Source organism: Streptomyces sp. NPDC058257 (assembly GCF_042881845.1).
In the GTDB taxonomy this organism is placed as follows: Bacteria; Actinomycetota; Actinomycetes; order Streptomycetales; family Streptomycetaceae; genus Streptomyces.
Genome location: NZ_JBHVXJ010000015.1, coordinates 157960 through 175316 on the forward strand (window position 1 = coordinate 157960; position 17357 = coordinate 175316).

The following is a 17357-nucleotide window of genomic DNA, read 5'->3' on the forward strand; positions in this document are numbered from 1 at the left end:
GGCATCGTACGGAACAAACCCACCTGGCCGTTTCGCGAGCTTCTTGTAGCAGGTCAGGGCGGCGGCCGGGCCCAGGAAGGCCAGGGAGTGCGAGCCTTCCCGTTCGTATCGGACGGTGAGGCGGCGGCGGCCGAAGAGCCGAGCGATCGACCGTTCCTCTAAGCCTTGATTGGTATCGACCGTTCCTCTAAGCCTTGATTGGTGCGGCAGACCTGGCGGCCTGCTCGAACTTCGCGCAGTAGGCTTCGCGCGCTTCTTCGTACTCGCGGACCCGGTGGATCAGATATCGGGTGTGAGGGCTGTGAATGCGGTGGGTTCGGTGTCATGCTCCCAGTGCTCGACCAGTCGTCCCTGGTCGTCGAACTGCCATACCCCGCAGAACGGGACCTGGACGGGGGTGGGTTCTTCCGCGTGCATCAGGCCGATGGCCACACCGTAGTGGTCGTTGGCGGCGACGTACTCCAGTTCCATCACCACGGTGTCGTGGGTCAGGCTGAACAGGGCTTGCTCGTGTGCGGTCGCGGCGTCGAGCCCCAGGAGGGTTCCGGTGTCGCATCGGGTGTGATGTGCCGGATGGAGAGCGATGGTCGGGGCACAGTAGCGTCCGATGGCGCGCAGATCGGTGTAGACGGCGCGCAGGGTGGTGACATTGGGGTGTTGTGATGTCATGCCGGTGTTGGCCGGCCCCTCCGGCGGCTGGATCGTTCCAGCTCCTGGGGCCGCTTGGCTCGAGCGCATGGCAGACTCCTCCTCGTTGGTCGTTAGTGGGCGCAACCCGGTTGGGTGAGTCCCGGTTGTGCCGGCTTCGATGGTTTCCTCTCGGCCGGATCGCCGCTTTGGCGCGTGGGGTTCTCGTGGTGCTGTCCCACGCGGCCGGGCCGACATCCGGGTTGAGACTGCGGGTTCTTGTTGAGCGGTGGGAGCCGGGCAGCGTGCCCTTGGGCTACGCGATGTCGGCGGACGCGTGGACTGTCTCGTAGACGCGCTGGTGGTCTTCGATTCCCGAGAGACGGAATGATCCCGAGGTCTGGTGAGGCAGACGGTGCTGGGCTCCGTCGTCGGGCAGGGGGTGAGTGCGCAAGCGGCGGTAGGTGTTGTAGTCGATGGGGCGGCGTCGTGAAATCGCCTTGAGGTGCGCGCTGGTGCGGAGCCGGGCGCGGTAGCCGGGAACGACTCGGCCGGTGAAGAACTCGGCGACGCTTCCGGAGCCGTAGCTGAAGAAGCCGAGTGTCGCCGCGTCGAGTTCGTCGTCTCCGTCCAGCAGGGCCGCGAGGGCGAGGTAGAGGGACGCGGTGTAGCTGTTGCCGATGATTTCGTTGTAGCGGGTGGTGGGTGCGATGGCGTCATCGATCGCTGCGGTGTCGGCCTCGACACCGGCTCCGTCCAGGAGGTGCCGATGGGCTTTGAACGCCATGCGGGTGAAGGGCTGGTGGTAGCAGACGGTGCGGATCTTCTCGATCGGAAGACCCTCGCGTGCCTGGTAGTCGCGCCGTGCGCCATCGACTGCCGCCAGGTAGGCGACCATTGACTTCTTCCCGTCGACGAGAGCGGTGTCGCGGTAGTTGGGGCGCCAGAAGTCCATGACGTCGTGTGTGTACAGGCCGGATGGGGTGTTGATCTCCACGAGGGAAGGGTCGGCTGAGACCAGCATGGCTGCCGCGGCGGCTCCTTGGGTGGCCTCTCCCGGGCTGTCGAGGTCGTAGCGGGCGACGTCACTGGCAAGGACCAGGACCTGCTGCTCGGGCTCGCGTTGGACCAGGGCTGCCGCGAACTGGAGGGCCGCGGTTGCTCCGTAGCAAGCTTGCTTGAGCTCGACGACCCTGATGTGTGAGGGGAGGCCGAGTAGCGAGTGGACGTACACGCCGGCTGCTTTGGACTGGTCGATGGATGTCTCGGTGGCGAAGAGGAGCGTGCGGATGCGGTCGGTGCCGTGGCGTTCGATGACCGGCGCCGCCGCGTCGGCGGCCATGGTGACGATGTCTTCGTCGGCGGCGGGCAGGCTCATGGCCTGCTGGCCGATGCCCTTGTGGTATTTGGCCACGCTGGCGCCGGTGTGCTTGCTGAGTTCGGCGTGGGTGAGGACGAGGCTGCCGGTGCGAAAGGAGAGGTCGTGGATGCCTACGGCGCGGTCAGTGGGCATGGTGCCCTCCAGCGAGGCGTTCGAGACGGGTATGGGCCTTCATGAGTTCGCCCGGATTGGTCTGGGCGGCGAGCAGTGACAGCTCACCGCAGAGCACGGTGGCCGCGGCCAGTACGGCGAGGCGGCGTGCGTTGTCGCCTGCGGTGCGCTCCTCTCGGCAACCGAGGGCGGTGAGTGTTTCCTCGATGAAGTCGAGGCCTTTGCCGTTGCCGACGGTGCCGACGATCAGGTTGGGCAGGGTGCAGGAGAAGTAGAGGTCGCCGTCGCGGTCCTCGGCGAGGGTGACTCCCTGGGAGCCTTCCACGATGTTGGCGGCGTCCTGGCCAGTGGCGAGGTAGAAGGCGAGGAGCATGTTCGCGTAGTGGGCGTTGGCGGAGCGGATGCCGCCGGCCAGAAGCGTGCCCACCAGGTTCTTGTCGGTATTGAGTTTGGCGATCCGGGCGGCCGTGGTGTGCAGACGCCCGGTCACGATCCGCTCGGGGATGAGGATTTCCGTGATCACGTTCTTGCCGCGGCCCAGGATGCCGTTGATGGCGGTGGCCTTCTTGTCGGTGCAGTAGTTGGCGGAGATCGATCCGTAGCGGATGCCGGGCACATACTCGAGGAGGTGGCCAAGCAGGGCGTCCGCGGCGAGGGTGGTCATGTTGTGACCGGAGGCGTCTCCCGTGCTGAACTCGAAGCGTAGGAAGAGCAGGGAGCCGGCGATCTCCTCGCGCACGCTCAGCAGTTCGGCGAACCGGCTGGTGGCGCGTGTGATGACGCGCAGTTCATCGAGCCGACCGTGTACGGCGCGGGCAGCGGTGTGGGCGATTTCGGCGGTGTCCGCTTCGACGAGGACGGAGCGGGTCATGCGCTCGTCCACGAGGGTGGCGGTGATGCCGCTCTCGACCATCCTGGAAACCTGCGCGCCGCGGCCGACGGCCGGCCACAGCGGCGACTCATAGGTGGCCAGGGGCACCTCGATTTCAGTGGTGGCCACGTTTCCGGACACGCGCAGCGGGCCGACCCAGCGCGTAGGGATGTGCGCTGCGGCAGGCTTGGTCAGGGTGGGTTGGCTGTTCATCGGCGCTCTCCGTGGGGGCTGGGGCTTTCGATGTGGCGTTGGTCGCAGAAGTGACGCAGGGAACCGGTCACGAGTACGTCGCAGTCGGTGAGAGCTGCTGGACTGTGGGCTCCCAGGAGCGTCATGAGGGCCGTGAGCTGTTCGAGCCAGTGGGTGATCTGCTGGATGAGGGCGCTGACCCCGCCGGAGAGGAGGGTGGTGAGAAAGCCTCCGGAGGCGCCCGCTGCGTGGGCTCCCAGGGCAAGCGCCCGGGCGACGTCGAGGGGGTGGCGGACACCACCGGAAGCGAGCAGCGGCAGGCCGTGGCCGCGCGCGTCGAGCAGGGCGGCCGGCGTGCTCAGTCCCCAGGCTTCCAAGTAGGTGTAGTCGGCCTGAGGGCGGCGCCCGTTCTCTATCCGGGCAAAGTTGGTGCCACCGCGTCCGGCCACGTCGGCGATGTGGACGCCCAGGTCGACCAGTTGAGAGACGGTCTGGCCGCTGAGGCCGAAGCCGACCTCCTTGACAACGACCGGAACGTCGACGGCCGTGGTGATGCTCTCGATGCCCGCGGGCCAGTGGCCGAAGGAGCGGTCTCCTTCGGGCATGACGGTTTCCTGGACGGTGTTGAGGTGGATCTGCAAGGCGTCGGCGTCCAACAGGGCGACGGCTCGGCGCGCCTGTTCCGGCGTGGCGGTGGCGTTGACGTTCGCCATCACGAAGCCTTGCGGGTTGTGTTCGCGCAGTGGGGTGAAGGTGCCGGCTGTGGAGGCGTCTTTGAGATAGGGGCTCATGGAACCGGCGGCGATGGGCACCCCGGTCTCGTGGGCGGCGATTGCCAAGTCGCGGTTGATCTCCCCGGTCTTCGAGCTGCCCCCGGTCATGGCGTTGATGTAGAGGGGCACGGGCCAGTCCAGTCCGCCGAACCGGGTGCGCAGTGAGACGCGGTCCCGGTCGGTGCCGGCCAGAGCGTGGTGGACGAAGTGCACTTCGTCGAACTGGCTGGGCGGGTGTGCCGTTGGGTCGGCTGGGGTTTCGCCGTCTGTCTCGTGCTGGGCGACCGCGAGCCGCACATGGTCGTCTTTGCGTGATCCGCTCATGGAGATAGTCCTCAGTCGAAGATGACGGGAGGTTGGAGGATCGGCCCCTGTATGACGTCCGGGCCCATCGCGCGTGATCCGCCATCGGCAGCGGCCAGCGCGTCTGTGACCCGCAGCGGCAGCGCGGTGATCCCTGCTGCTGCCCAGCGCGTGCGCAGAGCGAGCGCGTCGGCGGTCTTCGGTAGCAGTGCGATGCCGCAGTCACCACCGCCGGCACCGGACGGCTTGCCCGCACCGCCGCACGCCTCGGCGATGGCGCACAGCTCAGTGAGCTTCGGTGTGAAGATGCCGAGTGCCGTCGCATGGTCGAGGCCGGCCAAGAGGCGACGCGCGTTGCGGATGGCGGCGAGAAACGTCGCCGGCTCCTGCTGCTCGAGCGCGTGCGCCGCTGTCGTCGCACAGTTCGCGCTGCGCGCCAGAAACCGGCTGCGGCCCGTGCTGTGCCACCACGAAGTGCGGGACAGCTGGCTGACATGCGTGGTGGTGGAGGCCGGGCTGCCGCTCCAGCCGACGTACAGGTGCAGTGTGGCCGGCGATGGCAGAACGCGTGCTGTCAGGCCGGGCCAGGTGGCCTGCAGCGTTTCCGCGACACCGTCCCGCTTCAGGAGTTGCAGCAGACGGGCGCGGTCCGGTGCGCGATAGTGGATCCAGCCGCCCCACGTGCTGGCGGCCAGATCCGCGCCGGAAGGGCCGGGATCCACGCGGATGCTCGCCAGCAGGGCCAGGCGGAAGCGCAGTTCCGGTGACATCGGCATACCGCAGAAGGCCGTCAGAGCGGTGACAGCCGCGACCGTCACCGCGCCGCTCGACCCCAATCCGATTTTGGTGCCACGCTCGTGCAGTGCGCTGCGGACCGACAGTCGCACCGGCACCGGCCTCAACCCGAGCTCGGATCGCAGCTGGTCAACGACCTCGACGACGGAGACCAGATGTGCGAGGGACCCGCCGAGATGACGGGCTTCCGCCGGGTCGGTGGGCCACAGTCCTGTCCGTGTGCGGAGCATCTTCACTTCGTGTGGCAGCAGATCGGTGGCAAGCACCACCTGGCCGCTGTGCGGCGGCGAGGCCTCGACGGTGATGAAGCGGTCCACAGCCGCCACGATCGACGGCTGCCCGGGCTCCAGGACGGCGTACTCCCCTGCGATGAGAAGCTTGCCCGGCGCGCTGCGCGTGACTGTCGACGGCATCAGCGCACCGCCCTGTCGAGTGTCGCGCCGGGCCCGCTGCGGGCCACCACCGCCACGCAGCCGGACAGCTGACGCAGTTCGCGGGCCACACGCTCCGCGTTGTCCCCGGCGCACAGCACTTTGACGTTGGGCCCGGCATCCATCGTCGCCCAGGCCTGTGCGCCGCATGCGCGCATGCGGCGCACCTCCTCGAGTACCCGGTACGAGGCAGGCGTGCGGTAGTGCACGGGCGGCACCGCGCTCTCCATGGTCTGGTGCATGCCGAGGGCGTTGCGCTCCGCGATCTCACCCACGGTGGCGATATCGCCCCGGGTCAGTGCCTCGCGCATAGCCGTCAGGTCGCCACGGGCCGCGGCGAGCCAGCCGGGGAAGAGTGGCGAGGTCTTCACCGTGCGCCGCATGGCCTCACGGCTGGAGACCGGCTTGGGTCCGGTATCCAGCAGGACGGCGACCAGGGCGAGGTCCAGACGTGCGTTCACCAGCGGCTCGGCGTAGGAGGCAAGGTCGGGGTCCGGGTGGTCGGGCCCGCCGGCATGCCAGATGACAAAGCCGCCGAAGACGGACCGTGCAGCGGATCCGGAGCCGTGGCGGGCCAGTCGGGACAACTCCACCGGTTCGACGGACAGGCCGTAGGTGGAGGCCGCAGCGAGCGCGAGGGCGGCGAACGCGCTGGCCGATGAGGCCAGACCGGCGCCCACCGGCACGGTGTTGCGGGTCACCACCATGGCGCGTTCGGTCCTTCCGGCCCGTTCACGGACGAGATCCAGAAATCCGGTGACGCGCCGGGCCGTCTCGCCCCGGTCCACGGCACCGTCCACGATCACGACATCGTGTGCGAGGCAGTCGGCGAGTCGGACCTGGGTAGTGGTGGGAAAGACATCCAGCGTCATCGAGAGGCTGTCGGCGCACGGCAGGACGAGGTCTTCATCACGCTTTCCCCAGTACTTGACCAGCGCGATGTTGGGATGGGCCACCGCGAAGGAGCCGTCAGATCCCGGCATGGCCCTCACCCCTCGTCAGCGGAGCCGTCCAACAGCGCACACCGGGCTCTCGCGCGAGCGCTGCTGCCAGCGCGTCGGCCGTGATCTCGGTGGCCGTCAGGGCTACCACGCAGCCGCCGAGTCCCCCGCCACTCATCTTCGCGCCCAGTGCGCCGGCCTGGAGCGCGGCTTCCACCAGGCGGTTGGTCCGGTCGGTGGTCAGCTTGAGTCCGGCGAGCAGGCCGTGGCAGTCAGTGAGCCGCCGCCCCAGCGCCGCCAGATGGCCCCGTTCCAGGTCGCACAGCCCGGCACGGGTCAGTGCCGCCGAGTGGCCGAGGAACACCTCACGGCTGCCGGGATGCTTGGCGAAGCCCTCCCGCAACATCGTGACGGCCTCCTTCGTGGCGGCGCCGCTGCCGCTGTCCGCCACCACGATCCAACCGTCCGCACCCACCGGCGGGTTACTGATCCGCCCGTCGGCCAGCAGCACCGGCCGGTGGCTGCCGGTGGCCAGGGCATCGATGCCGCTGGCCCTGCCATGCGCCGCCTTCTCGGACACCTGCACATAGTGAAAGACGGCGTCGGCGCTCAGACGCAGCCCGAGAAGGGCGTTCAGCGCCAGGGCCACAGCGCGGGCGCACGCCGCACTGGCGCCAAGGCCACGCGCAGGCGGCACCCCGCTCTCCACCAGCACATCCACGCCCGATGTCCCCCGTCGGTGCACCTGGCGCAGCATGGCCTCGGTGAGTTTCCGCAACCCTTCCGGCACGAGACTCTCCGTGGTGTGGAGCGCAGCTGGTACGGGTCCGCGCGGCACACCCGGGGGCGTCTGAACCAGTTGGAACGCCGACGGCCGATCCCCACCCCGGTCACTGCGCACCACGCGGGCTCGACAGCCCAGCCCCGGCACCGGCACCGCCACGGTGGGTGCCCCGTAGACCGCGGCGTGCTCACCCAGCAGGATGACTTTCCCGTGTGCTACGCCGGTGCCCGTGCGGGGCGGTCCGGCGTCCCGGCCGGCCTGGACCGGTGCTGGCGAGTTCCTCTTCTGTCCGGCATTACTCGTGTTCCGCGCCATGACCGCTCACCGCCTCCCATCCCGGCCGTGCATCGGCCGGCTGGACAGCCACTGCCGTGTCAGTGCTGCGTCACGACGGCGAACGGGCCTGGTGGCCAGGAAAATCTTCAGAGTGATCTCGGAGCAGGTGAGAATGCTGTCAATACCGCTGGCGTCTGCCCGGCCGGTTGGTGTTGCGCTCATGCTCGTCGTCCTTTCTGTCGTCAACCCAGTGCCATGCCCGGGCCAGGTCTGTCGCTCCGGCAACGCGAGGGCTGGTTGCTGCACGTCACCGCAGCAGGCAGGCAGGAAATCCGATCCAGTGGGGCTGAACCGCGCGCTGGCCCCGCGGGCGAAGGCCGCGCGAGACCCATACCTGCCGCGGCGGCGCCTCAGACGTTCTGGGCGATCTCGGCGCAGTGGGCGACGGTGGTGCCGTCCGCGTTGAGCAAGTCGTCGTCGATGGGCTTGCCCAACGTGTTCTCGAGCTTCTGCGCCAGCTCCGTAATCTTGAGGGAGTCAAGACCGAGATCCTCAAGGAGCCTGTGGTCCGGCCTGACGTCATCCGCGGGCCGCTCGCTGAGGAAGGCAACGATGTTTTGCACCTGAACCAGAGTGCCTTGATCGACGGACACGGTTTTCTCCTTGATCGAGAGGGTCGGATCGTTGAAATGGACTAGGTCGTCACGGGCACAGCACGACTTGCGCCGCATAGGAAAGGCCCGCACCGAACCCGAGGAGGAGAACGGGATCGCCTGGACTGACATCGCCCCTCCGGCGCAGCGCGTGCAGAGCGAGCGGGACGGACGCGGCCGAGGTGTTGCCCGCTTTGATCACGTCAGTGGCGGTCACCAGATCAGACGTATCCATGCTCTGCCTCAGGGCATCGATGATGCGCAAGTTCGCCTGATGCGGCACGAACGCCCGCAGGTCGGCAGGGTCCAAGCCCGCCCGCTCGCAGGCGACTTGCATGACAGCGGCCAGCTCGGAAGTGGTCCAGCGAAAGACCTTGGGACCCGCCATCTCCATCCGGCCCGTCTCGCCAGGGATCTTGATCAGGTCCGACTGCGCGCCGTCACTGCCCCACGCGACAGGAAAGATGGTGGGCACGGACGACGGCACCACAAAGGCCGCGGCCGCGCCATCTGCGAAGATCGGGCCAGTATTGCGGTCCTCGGGCGCCACCCAGTCCGTCATCCGCTCCGAACCGATCACCAGCACGCTCCGGGCGGTTCCGGCCCGCACCAGAGCATCAGCAACCGCCAAGCCGTGGCAGAACCCCGAACACGCGGCATTGAGATCGAACCCGGCCGATGCCGTACAGCCGATGGCGGCAGCCACTGACGCAGCCCCGTTGGGCATGGGAGACGGCATGGAACAGGTGGCAAGGAGCACGACGTCGACGTCATCGGCGGTGGCACCGCAGTCGGCCAGCGCCTCCTTGCCCGCTGCGACGGCCATCGTCACGACCGTCTCCGTCACCGTGGCACGGCGTCGTTCCTCAACCCCCATCCGCTTCGAGATCCAGTCGGCGCTGACGCCCGCCGTCGTGGCTGACTCCTCGTTGCCCACCACGGTCACGGGCCGGTACGCGCCCAGTCCGTCGATCCGGGAACCGGCGCTCGTCGACCGGCCCGAAGCCGCGACCGTTGCCCCTTGAAACTCCCGCTTCTCGTCCACTGGACACTCCGATACGTTGCGGCATGAGGCACCTCTGACATGCGAGACGCAACAGGCGTCAGGCCGGCCGCCGAAGTCAACAGCGCCGCATAGGAGCGGCACCTGGCGCGTTCGGTGCCGTATGACCGTCCGGGCATCTGCCCCGACGCAGTGGCCCCCGACCAGAGATGTCCGTCGTGAACGGCGCTGCCGACACCACGGAAGCCGCTGGCCGAAAACACAGGAGGGAGCGGGGATACGTCGAACGCCACACCTGGCCGGCCAATCCGCCAGAAGGTACGCATCCATCAAGTACCCTCGCGTTCAGTCGTATCCCGCCAGCACCGTGGTCCAGGCGTGAACGCGTTGAACGCCCGAAGTCCCGGCCCGCTGAGCGGGACGACCCGCCGGCGGGTGAGCCTTGGGTGCCATGTCGTACGTTCTGCCGGGGGCACGGCCGTGGCGGACAGGGGTTCATCGCCCCCAACGGTCAGAAACACCCTGCCCCAGTGAGCGCGTGGACCTTGGCGGCGATCTCACGGCCTTGCCCGAAGGGCGGTAATCATCCTTCGAGTTGACCCTCGGCGGGGGGGCACACGGAGACGATCGGATCGTCGGCGCCCTTTCCACGCCGCGCACCAGCTACCAGGGGGCGCACGGGAGTCCTCGCGTGCACCTGCACGCCCCCATGTCTGTTTGAGGTGTGGGTACTGGGATCCATACGCACTGTCCCCGCGGGAAGACGCGAGCGGCACGGTCGGTGCTGTGCGCAGAGCAGCACCGCCTTCGCCCTTCACACAATCTCCGGGAAGCGAGATCATTTCGACTGACAGGAGATTCCAGTGTCACGCCGTGCCCCGAACCGCCAATTGTCCACCTTGCTCGCTGAGGTCGGCTGGAGCGCCGGGGACCTGGCCAGAGCGGTCAACTCCTTAGGCAAAGCCGTGGGGTTGACGTTGAGCTACGACCGCACCTCAGTGGCACATTGGCTCTCCGGTTCGCGGCCCCAGGCTCCCGTTCCCGATCTCGCCGCCAGGGCGCTGAGCCGCCGCAGCGGGCGCGTAGTCGCTCCCGAGGACACCGGACTGCCCCAGCCACCGCACGGCCACGCGGCCCGCAGGCCCGATCCACTCGATGAGAGCGACCCACTGCGCAGGCTCACCTCGCTGTGCCGACAGGACACGGACCCAGCCCGTCGGCCCTCGCTGACCGCCAGCGCCTACACGCTGACAGCTCTCACCCTGTCCGACTGGGCTCACCGGCCGAAATCCACCGCCCCGGACTCAGGGCAGCGTGCGGCCTCCAGCTCCTCATCGGATGTGCGCATCCTGCGGGAGATGACAGAGGTGTTCGCCGCTCTTGGCTCGGCCCATGGCGGGGGGCATGCCCGTTCCGCGCTGGCCGCCTACCTCACGGACGACGCCGAGCGCATGCTGATCGCTCCGGCCACCTCCGCGATACACAGCCAACTGTGCACAGCTGCCGCCCAGTTGACGCATCTACTGGCAGTGATGACCGAGGACACGGGATACGCGGGCCTCGCTCAGCGCTACTACCGCACGGCCCTGGACCTGGCCCACCAGGCCGACGACCGCGCCACCTACGCCGTCACGCTGCGGGCCATGAGCCTGCAAGCCCTGCGTCTGGGACACCCGCCTCAGGCACACACGCTGGCCGAGACCGCCCTGGACACGCTCAGCCCCACCGCCGACGGGGCAACCCGTTCCTTCCTGCTGGCCCAGCGCGCCCTCACCTTCGCCGCGGTGCGCCAGCCGCGCCGCGCCCGCGAGGACCTGCGAGCCGCCGACCAACAGCACGAGCGGGCCTCCAGTCCCCCCGGGCCCTTCACTTCCTACCCCCGGGCCGGGCTCGACTACCACACGGCCCGCACCTTCAACGCACTCGGCGAGCCCGGCCACGCGCTGACCTCTCTGTCCCAGGCCGCACGCCATCGCGCCCCGGCCCAGGGCAAAGCATGGGCCCTCACCCATGCTCGCCTCGCCGAGGCCCGGGTGAACCTGGGGCAGCTGGAAGCCGCCTGCGACCACTGGCACACCTTCCTCGACCACTACCCCTCCCTGCGCTCCACCCAGGTCGACGAGGCCCTGACGCGACTGCGCCAGAACGCCGGGGCTTTTCCCCGACAAGCCCGGGCCGTCAGCCTGCTCCACCGGGCCCGCACCCTGGAACGCCAGTCCCGGCACTGCGGCTGACCCGGAGACGGAAACCGGCGACTACGCCCGACTACTCCTGGCCCGCGGCTCCTTCGCCCGCCTCCGACCGCGCCGATGTGTGGCAGCGACCGGCCGTCCCCTCCACGGACTGCCCCTCGTCAGCGGTCGGGTGGCACAACTCCCCGGCCGCCCCGTCCCCCTCGACGGCATTCACGTCCAGCGACTCAAAGGCAAAGGGATCGTCCATGCCCCCTACCTTTACCGTCAGCCTTGCTGAATGCAGCATTCCCGGCTTCCCCGCACCTGCAGAAAGCATTCAGCTTCCGCCATCTGGACCCGCGTGCCCGACAGCTGGACCGTGCCCGCGTCCAAGGGCCTGGGCAGGCCGTCCGCCCAGGCCCGCCCCCGCAGGCCCGAGCCCGGATTTCACAAAGGCACGAGCGTTCAACGCGTTCACACCAAGAACAGAGCGGCGAGCTTCCCAGGGACCGATCGCAGGGCATTCGATGAACAGGAGCCCGTGAAGGAAGCGCCGGCTCCCAGCAGCCGGCGTGACCGAACGGGGAACACCCGAATCCTGTCGCCTGCTCCGAGGATTGACCATGCCCACACCCGTCGCGCCCCTGCCCCTCACCCCTTCCGGAGAAAGCCTCGGACTGCACCTGCTCGAAAGCGCACAGGCAGCGACCGGGCCGAAGATGCGGGCACAGTGCGAGCGCATGCCGTCGCGAATGGCCGGCCTGGCGGGCTACCACCTCGGATGGCTGGACGAGCGAGGCGGCCCGGCGCAGGGCTCGATGGGCAAGGCGGCACGGCCCGCTCTGGCGCTCGCCTCTACCAGGGCAGCGGGCGGCTCCGCCTCCGACGGGCTGGGGCCGGCCGTGGCAGTGGAGCTGGTGCACAACTTCTCCTTGGTGCACGACGACGTCATCGACCGCGACGAGCTACGCCGCCATCGCCGTGCCCTATGGGCGGTCTTCGGGCTTCCTTCAGCCCTGCTGAGCGGCGACGCCCTGCTGGCCCTCGCGCTCCGGGTACTCAGCGAACCCACAGGTGATCCGCCCGGCCGCGCGGTGTCGGTGCTCTGCGACGCGGTGCTCGAACTGGTCGAGGGCGAGGCCATGGATGTCTCCTTCGAGCAGCGCACCGATGTCACCGTGGCCGAGTACACCGCCATGGCAGCGGCCAAGACCGGCGCGCTGATGGGATGTTCATGCGCGCTGGGCGCGCTGGCCGGTGGCGCGGACATTGAACAGGCGGAGCTGCTGCGGGCTTTCGGCCGACACCTGGGAGTGGCCTTCCAGATCGTCGACGACCTGCTCGGCATCCTGGGCGATGCCGACGCCACGGGCAAGCCGGTCGGCGGCGACATCGCCGCGCGGAAGAAGACCCTGCCCGTTCTGGCGGCCCTGGCCTCCTCAACGCCTCAGGCCCGCGCACTGGCGCGGGTCTATGCAAGCGACACCCACCTGACCGGGGCCGAGCTGCGACACGCCGCCGGCCTGGTGACCGAAGCGGGCGGTGTACAGGCGGCCCGCAGGACGGTTCGGCGGGAACTGAGCCTGGCTTTCGAGGTGTTGGGCGAGGCCGCCGCCACTCCGGCGGGACGGCGCGATCTGACAGCGCTGGCTCATGTCCTCACCCAACGCGACCATTGAGGGGGCATCTCCTGTGCTTCACGGCCGGAGTGCTCCCACCGCTGCCGCCAGCCGGAGGGCCCGAGGCCGCTGCCTGGGGACGGCGCCGCCGCCTGCGTCAGACGGCGCTTGCCGCACCGCGATCATTGCGCGCGGGAGCGGAGCGGGCCATCGAGGTCGTCGAGCCGCCGCTGAACCGGTGCGGCCCCGGAACGCGTCGTCAACGGCCCTGGCGACGCCCCGTGAGCCGACCTCGGCATCTCAGCGGCAACTGCAACGGCAAACGCAACGGCAACGGGCAGATCCCCGTGCGCGGTGAAGTCATCGCCTCCGTCCCCGAAAACAAGATCATCGAGAGTTTCATCGACGAGGCCTCAAGCTCACCCCTACCCACAAGCTCACCCCCACCCAAGAGAAAGGAACAGCATGGGTTCCGATCCCGTCATACCGCCTCTCAACCTGCCGTTCCCCTCCCGCCTCAATCCGCATACGGGAGACCTCGCCCGTCACTTGGACCAGTGGGCGACCGAGTGGGCCGCGCTCCCCCCGTCCGCCCTGCCCGCCTGGCGTGCCGCCCGATTCGAGCGGCTGGTGGGCCGGATGTATCCCACGGCACGGCCGCCGTTACTGGGCCTGACCGGCGAGGCGGTGCTGTGGCTCTTCCTCTACGACGACCACCTGGACCCCGGCTGTCCCGGCGACGACACCCACTACGCCGAGCAGGCCCTGCTGCAGGTGCGGCGCATACTCGACGGTCGCTGCGCGACCCCGCCCGACGACCCTCTGACCGCCTGCGTCTGGTGGCTGCGCCACCGACTGCTGCCACTGATCGGGACAGACCGCTGGGCTTACGTGTCCCGCGAATTGGACGGCTTCGCCGATGCCATGCGGAACGAGGTGGCCATACGGTCGCAGGGCCGGACCCCAGAGCCGGAAGAGTACCTGGCCGCCCGCCATCGCACGTCCGGCTGGCACATCCTCACCGCCTTCGCGGAACTGCACGCCGGTGCGACGTTCCCCGACTCGCTCCGCTCCAGCACGACACACCGTGCTCTGGTCGCCACCGCGGGAGATGTGGCCTGCACCATCAACGACCTGCTCTCCCTGCGCAAGGAAGCCGCCGCGGGTGAACGGCACAACCTCGTCCTGGCCATCGGCCACCGGGACAAGTGCGACCTGCCCGCCGCCGTCGGGATCACCCACCGCTGGCTCCGGACGCGCGTGGACGACTATCTCCGAGCACGTGCGGATCTGCTGTCCCAGTTCGGCGGCTTCACCGACCCCGGCGCCCTGGCCCGCTACGCGTCCGGCATAGAAGCGCTGATGACCGGAAGCCTCAGCTGGAGCCATGAGACCGGGCGCTACGGGCACGCCGACAACACCGTTCCGGCGGAGGGGGCATGACCAACCGTACGAACGGAGAGCGGCAGAAGGTCATCGTCGTCGGCGGAGGTATCGCCGGTCTGACGGCCGCCTTCCGTCTGCAGGAGGCCGGGTTCGAGGTCCGCGTGCTGGAGCGCTCGGAGCCCGAACTGATCGGCGGCCGGATGAGCACCGTCGAACGCGAAGGCTTCCACATCGACGTGGGCTCGACCCTCCTGCTGTCCTCCTACCATGAGATGATCAAGCTGGCCTCCGACGCCGGCCTCGCCCCGCAGATCCGCCCTGCCGGAGACATCTTCGGAATCGTCAGAGACGGTGCCATTCAGCGGATCAGCAGCGGAAACCGCCTGCGCATGCCGCTCAGCCCGCTCCTACGCGGACTTCCCGCCCGCGACCTGCTGAAGGTGGCAGCCGACTTCGCCCGCGCCAGGGCGCTCTTCGACTGGCACGACATGTCCCGGGCCGCGCCCGCGGACTTCGAGTCCGTGCGTGACTACACCGTGCGGCGCGGGCTGCACCCCGCCACCTTCGAGTACCTGCTGGCCCCGTTCGTCGCGGGCCCCGCCCTCGCGGAACCCGAACAGGCCGCCGTCATCAGCGCGTTCTTCTTCTTCAACACGCTGATCGCCAGTGGCGGCACCTTCACCTCACCCCAGGGCGTCGGCTTCCTGCCACGCGGCCTGGCCGCCGTACTGCCCGTCGAGTACCTGGCGCGGGCCACCTCGGTGGAAGAGCACGCCGACGAGGTCACGGTCACCTGGAACAGGCCCGGTGAGCCGGAGCACACCGAGACGGCGGCGGCCTGCGTGATCGCCGTACCACCGCCCGGGCTGCCGGGCCTGTTCCCCCAGCTCGACGACTCACAGAGGGCGTACCTCCAGGACATCGCCTACTCCCGGAGCGTCCACATCGCGTTCGGCATGGACCGGCCCACAGCCGAAGCCTCCCTGCTTCTCCAGGTCCCCCGCATCGAACACCCGGAACTGTCGGCATTCGTGCTGGAACACAACCAGCACCCCGACCGCGTCCCGGCAGGCACCGGCCTGGTCATGGCGCACTTCAGGGGAAGTTGGTCCGCGGCGCACTGGGAACTCGACGACGAGACCGTGGTGCGCCACGCACTGGGAGGCGCCCGGCGCCTTGGCATCCTGCCCGAGCTGGAGCAGCACGCCACCATGGCCGAGGTCTTCCGGGTCAGTCCATGCACCGTCATGCGGCGGCCCGGCGAGTACCGGGCGATCTCGCGGTTCGCCCGCAGCTTGCGGTCCGGCTCCCGCGTGAGATTCGCCGGAGGCGACTACCTCGCCCAGTCGACGACCAACAGCAGTCTCAGCTCCGGCGAGCACATCGCGGCTCAGCTCAGTGAACTTCTTCGAACAGGAAGGACATCGCACCGATGAGGGTCCGTGAACTACCCCCCGACTGGAAGCCCTGGTCCCCGGACATGTTCCCCGAGGAACTACCGGCAGCCACCGACCTCCTGTGCGCCCACGTCCAGGATCAGGTCGATCATCAAGGCGCGCTGCGCGACCCGTGCCACGGCCGCGTTCTCGAATCCGCGCTGCTCCTGAGGCTGATGGAACGTACCGCGTACACCTCCCCCGCCAAGACCCCGCTCACCACATACCTGGAGTCCCGGCGCGAGGCGGCCGATCCTTTGGACCGGCTCCTGGTCGACACCTCACTCGACCACCACGCGGCCGCGGATCCGAGGCTCACCGGTCATTTCCTCTCCCAGGTACCGGAGTTCACCGCACCACGCAAACGCCTGCTGATCGACGCGCTGCTCACCGTCTTCGGCGCACAGGCTCCCGCCAACAGGTCTCTGCGGCCCGGCGACTTCACCACGGTCGGCCTGCACTCCTGGGCGGCGGTTCAGGTCACCGCCCTCAAGCTGATCCTCGCCGCCGACACCGGACGACGGGACCTCGTACGCGAGGGAGACATCGAACTACTGCTCTCCACCCAGCGCACCGCCTGGGTGTGGGAGGGCAATATCCTGATCCATCTCTTCGTCCTGCATGCGCTGCTCCCGTACGCCGGGTCGCATGACACGGTCCACGACGGAATCGGCAAGGCGCTCACCCACCAACGCGCCGACGGCAGCCTTCCGTTCATCGTCGATACGGACACCTGGTGCACCGCCACCGCGGGGGTCGCACTGCGCGCCGCCGGGGCACGCGGAAGCGACCTGGAGCGGATGGCCCGCCACCTCACAACCCAGCAACGGCCCAACGGCGGTTGGGCCTTCACCGACCGGGCCCAGCAGACGGACGCGGATGACATCGCCGTCACCGTGGAGTTTCTGCATGCCCTCGACCCGCGGAAGTACGCCGACGAGATCGCCCAGGGCACGGACTCCCTGCTCGGCGTCCGCGACTTTGGCGGAGGCTTCCCCACCTACCTGGCAGGGGCTCCGCCTGAGCCCTGTATGACGGCCGCGGCCGTCAACGCCCTGTCGACCGACGCCGTGCGGCACCGGGACACCATTGCCCAGGGGCTCGGCTTCCTCGCCGAACAGCAGCACGCGGACGGAAGCTTCGCCCCTGACTGGAGTGCCAGCCGCCATCACACGCTCTTCCGGTCCGTCCTTGCCGGCGGCTCCCTCGGCGAGGACCCCCCTCCCCCTGTACGGCGCATGACCGCCCGCGCTCTGGGCACCATCCACGACACCCAGAACGACGACGGCGGTTGGGGTCGGCAGCCCGGTGAGCCCAGCGACGCCATCAGCACCTCGTACGCCCTGATCGCGCTGTGCCGGCAACAGGACCCGGCACCCGCCGTCCGCGGTGTGACGTACCTGCTCACCCAGCAGCGCAAGCGAGGCGAGATCCGTTCAGTACCCGACTCGATCGGACCGCGACCGTTCGTCTTCACCGTCCCGGTACTCGCGGACATCTTCGCGCTCCTTGCGCTGGGCCACCTCCGGCATCGGCTCGGCCCCTCCCTCGCACCCGGAGCAACCCACAACTAGACCCGCAACCAGACCCACAACCAGACT

15 protein-coding genes are annotated in these 17357 nt (G+C 68.9%); 5 read left to right on the forward strand and 10 right to left on the reverse strand.

Features of this window, described 5'->3' with window-relative positions:
- Nucleotides 1-279: 279 nt before the first annotated feature.
- The 9 genes from ACFVXC_RS30340 to ACFVXC_RS30380 form a co-directional block, all read right to left on the reverse strand.
- Nucleotides 280-738, reverse strand: coding sequence for a nuclear transport factor 2 family protein (locus ACFVXC_RS30340; protein WP_389911497.1), 459 nt, complete (start codon nucleotides 736-738; stop codon nucleotides 280-282).
- A gap of 205 nt (nucleotides 739-943) precedes the next feature.
- Nucleotides 944-2140, reverse strand: a complete 1197-nt coding sequence (locus ACFVXC_RS30345; RefSeq protein ID WP_389911500.1) for a hydroxymethylglutaryl-CoA synthase — start codon at nucleotides 2138-2140, stop codon at nucleotides 944-946.
- A complete protein-coding gene (locus ACFVXC_RS30350; RefSeq protein WP_389911503.1) occupies nucleotides 2130-3203 on the reverse strand; it encodes a hydroxymethylglutaryl-CoA reductase in 1074 nt (357 codons plus the stop codon). Before ACFVXC_RS30350 ends, ACFVXC_RS30345 begins: the two co-directional genes overlap by 11 nt.
- Complete coding sequence (fni, locus tag ACFVXC_RS30355) at nucleotides 3200-4279, reverse strand: type 2 isopentenyl-diphosphate Delta-isomerase (protein ID WP_389911506.1); 1080 nt, start codon at nucleotides 4277-4279, stop codon at nucleotides 3200-3202. Before fni ends, ACFVXC_RS30350 begins: the two co-directional genes overlap by 4 nt.
- Nucleotides 4280-4290: 11 nt before the next feature.
- On the reverse strand, nucleotides 4291-5466 hold the full coding sequence (locus ACFVXC_RS30360; protein WP_389911508.1) for a phosphomevalonate kinase: 1176 nt from the start codon (nucleotides 5464-5466) through the stop codon (nucleotides 4291-4293).
- Entirely contained in the window at nucleotides 5466-6467 is a 1002-nt protein-coding gene (mvaD, locus tag ACFVXC_RS30365; protein ID WP_389911510.1) for a diphosphomevalonate decarboxylase, read from the reverse strand. The genes ACFVXC_RS30360 and mvaD overlap by 1 nt, the downstream gene beginning before the upstream one ends.
- Nucleotides 6454-7524, reverse strand: coding sequence for a mevalonate kinase (gene mvk / locus ACFVXC_RS30370; RefSeq protein WP_389911513.1), 1071 nt, complete (start codon nucleotides 7522-7524; stop codon nucleotides 6454-6456). Before mvk ends, mvaD begins: the two co-directional genes overlap by 14 nt.
- 371 nt (nucleotides 7525-7895) lie before the next feature.
- Nucleotides 7896-8138 carry an acyl carrier protein gene (locus ACFVXC_RS30375; protein ID WP_389911516.1) on the reverse strand — a complete coding sequence of 81 codons (243 nt, stop codon included), beginning with the start codon at nucleotides 8136-8138 and terminating at the stop codon, nucleotides 7896-7898.
- A 49-nt stretch (nucleotides 8139-8187) separates the two neighbouring features.
- Nucleotides 8188-9183, reverse strand: coding sequence for a beta-ketoacyl-ACP synthase 3 (locus tag ACFVXC_RS30380; protein ID WP_389911519.1), 996 nt, complete (start codon nucleotides 9181-9183; stop codon nucleotides 8188-8190).
- Nucleotides 9184-10004: 821 nt separating this feature from the next.
- Between ACFVXC_RS30380 and ACFVXC_RS30385 the strand changes: the two genes are divergently transcribed.
- Complete coding sequence (locus ACFVXC_RS30385) at nucleotides 10005-11375, forward strand: hypothetical protein (RefSeq protein ID WP_389911522.1); 1371 nt, start codon at nucleotides 10005-10007, stop codon at nucleotides 11373-11375.
- Between the two features lie 31 nt (nucleotides 11376-11406).
- Here ACFVXC_RS30385 and ACFVXC_RS30390 read toward each other — a convergent pair whose 3' ends face one another.
- Nucleotides 11407-11583, reverse strand: a complete 177-nt coding sequence (locus ACFVXC_RS30390) for a hypothetical protein (protein WP_389911524.1) — start codon at nucleotides 11581-11583, stop codon at nucleotides 11407-11409.
- Between the two features lie 355 nt (nucleotides 11584-11938).
- Between ACFVXC_RS30390 and ACFVXC_RS30395 the strand changes: the two genes are divergently transcribed.
- From ACFVXC_RS30395 to ACFVXC_RS30410, 4 genes are all read left to right on the forward strand, one after another.
- The gene (locus ACFVXC_RS30395) at nucleotides 11939-12994 is read left to right on the forward strand and encodes a polyprenyl synthetase family protein (protein ID WP_389911527.1); all 1056 of its coding nucleotides are present in this window, start codon (nucleotides 11939-11941) and stop codon (nucleotides 12992-12994) included.
- A 405-nt stretch (nucleotides 12995-13399) separates the two neighbouring features.
- Nucleotides 13400-14377, forward strand: coding sequence for a hypothetical protein (locus ACFVXC_RS30400; protein WP_389911530.1), 978 nt, complete (start codon nucleotides 13400-13402; stop codon nucleotides 14375-14377).
- Nucleotides 14374-15756, forward strand: coding sequence for a protoporphyrinogen/coproporphyrinogen oxidase (locus ACFVXC_RS30405; RefSeq protein ID WP_389911533.1), 1383 nt, complete (start codon nucleotides 14374-14376; stop codon nucleotides 15754-15756). Before ACFVXC_RS30400 ends, ACFVXC_RS30405 begins: the two co-directional genes overlap by 4 nt.
- Entirely contained in the window at nucleotides 15753-17330 is a 1578-nt protein-coding gene (locus tag ACFVXC_RS30410) for a prenyltransferase/squalene oxidase repeat-containing protein (protein WP_389911535.1), read from the forward strand. The genes ACFVXC_RS30405 and ACFVXC_RS30410 overlap by 4 nt, the downstream gene beginning before the upstream one ends.
- Nucleotides 17331-17357 lie beyond the last annotated feature (27 nt).

Coding starts and splice junctions, on each gene's coding strand:
- ACFVXC_RS30340 (WP_389911497.1), bottom strand. CDS start 738: ATGCGCTCGAGCCAAGCGGCCCCAGGAGCTGGAACGATCCAGCCGCCG.
- ACFVXC_RS30345 (WP_389911500.1), bottom strand. CDS start 2,140: ATGCCCACTGACCGCGCCGTAGGCATCCACGACCTCTCCTTTCGCACC.
- ACFVXC_RS30350 (WP_389911503.1), bottom strand. CDS start 3,203: ATGAACAGCCAACCCACCCTGACCAAGCCTGCCGCAGCGCACATCCCT.
- fni (WP_389911506.1), bottom strand. CDS start 4,279: ATGAGCGGATCACGCAAAGACGACCATGTGCGGCTCGCGGTCGCCCAG.
- ACFVXC_RS30360 (WP_389911508.1), bottom strand. CDS start 5,466: ATGCCGTCGACAGTCACGCGCAGCGCGCCGGGCAAGCTTCTCATCGCA.
- mvaD (WP_389911510.1), bottom strand. CDS start 6,467: ATGCCGGGATCTGACGGCTCCTTCGCGGTGGCCCATCCCAACATCGCG.
- mvk (WP_389911513.1), bottom strand. CDS start 7,524: ATGGCGCGGAACACGAGTAATGCCGGACAGAAGAGGAACTCGCCAGCA.
- ACFVXC_RS30390 (WP_389911524.1), bottom strand. CDS start 11,583: ATGGACGATCCCTTTGCCTTTGAGTCGCTGGACGTGAATGCCGTCGAG.
- ACFVXC_RS30395 (WP_389911527.1), top strand. CDS start 11,939: ATGCCCACACCCGTCGCGCCCCTGCCCCTCACCCCTTCCGGAGAAAGC.
- ACFVXC_RS30400 (WP_389911530.1), top strand. CDS start 13,400: ATGGGTTCCGATCCCGTCATACCGCCTCTCAACCTGCCGTTCCCCTCC.
- ACFVXC_RS30405 (WP_389911533.1), top strand. CDS start 14,374: ATGACCAACCGTACGAACGGAGAGCGGCAGAAGGTCATCGTCGTCGGC.
- ACFVXC_RS30410 (WP_389911535.1), top strand. CDS start 15,753: ATGAGGGTCCGTGAACTACCCCCCGACTGGAAGCCCTGGTCCCCGGAC.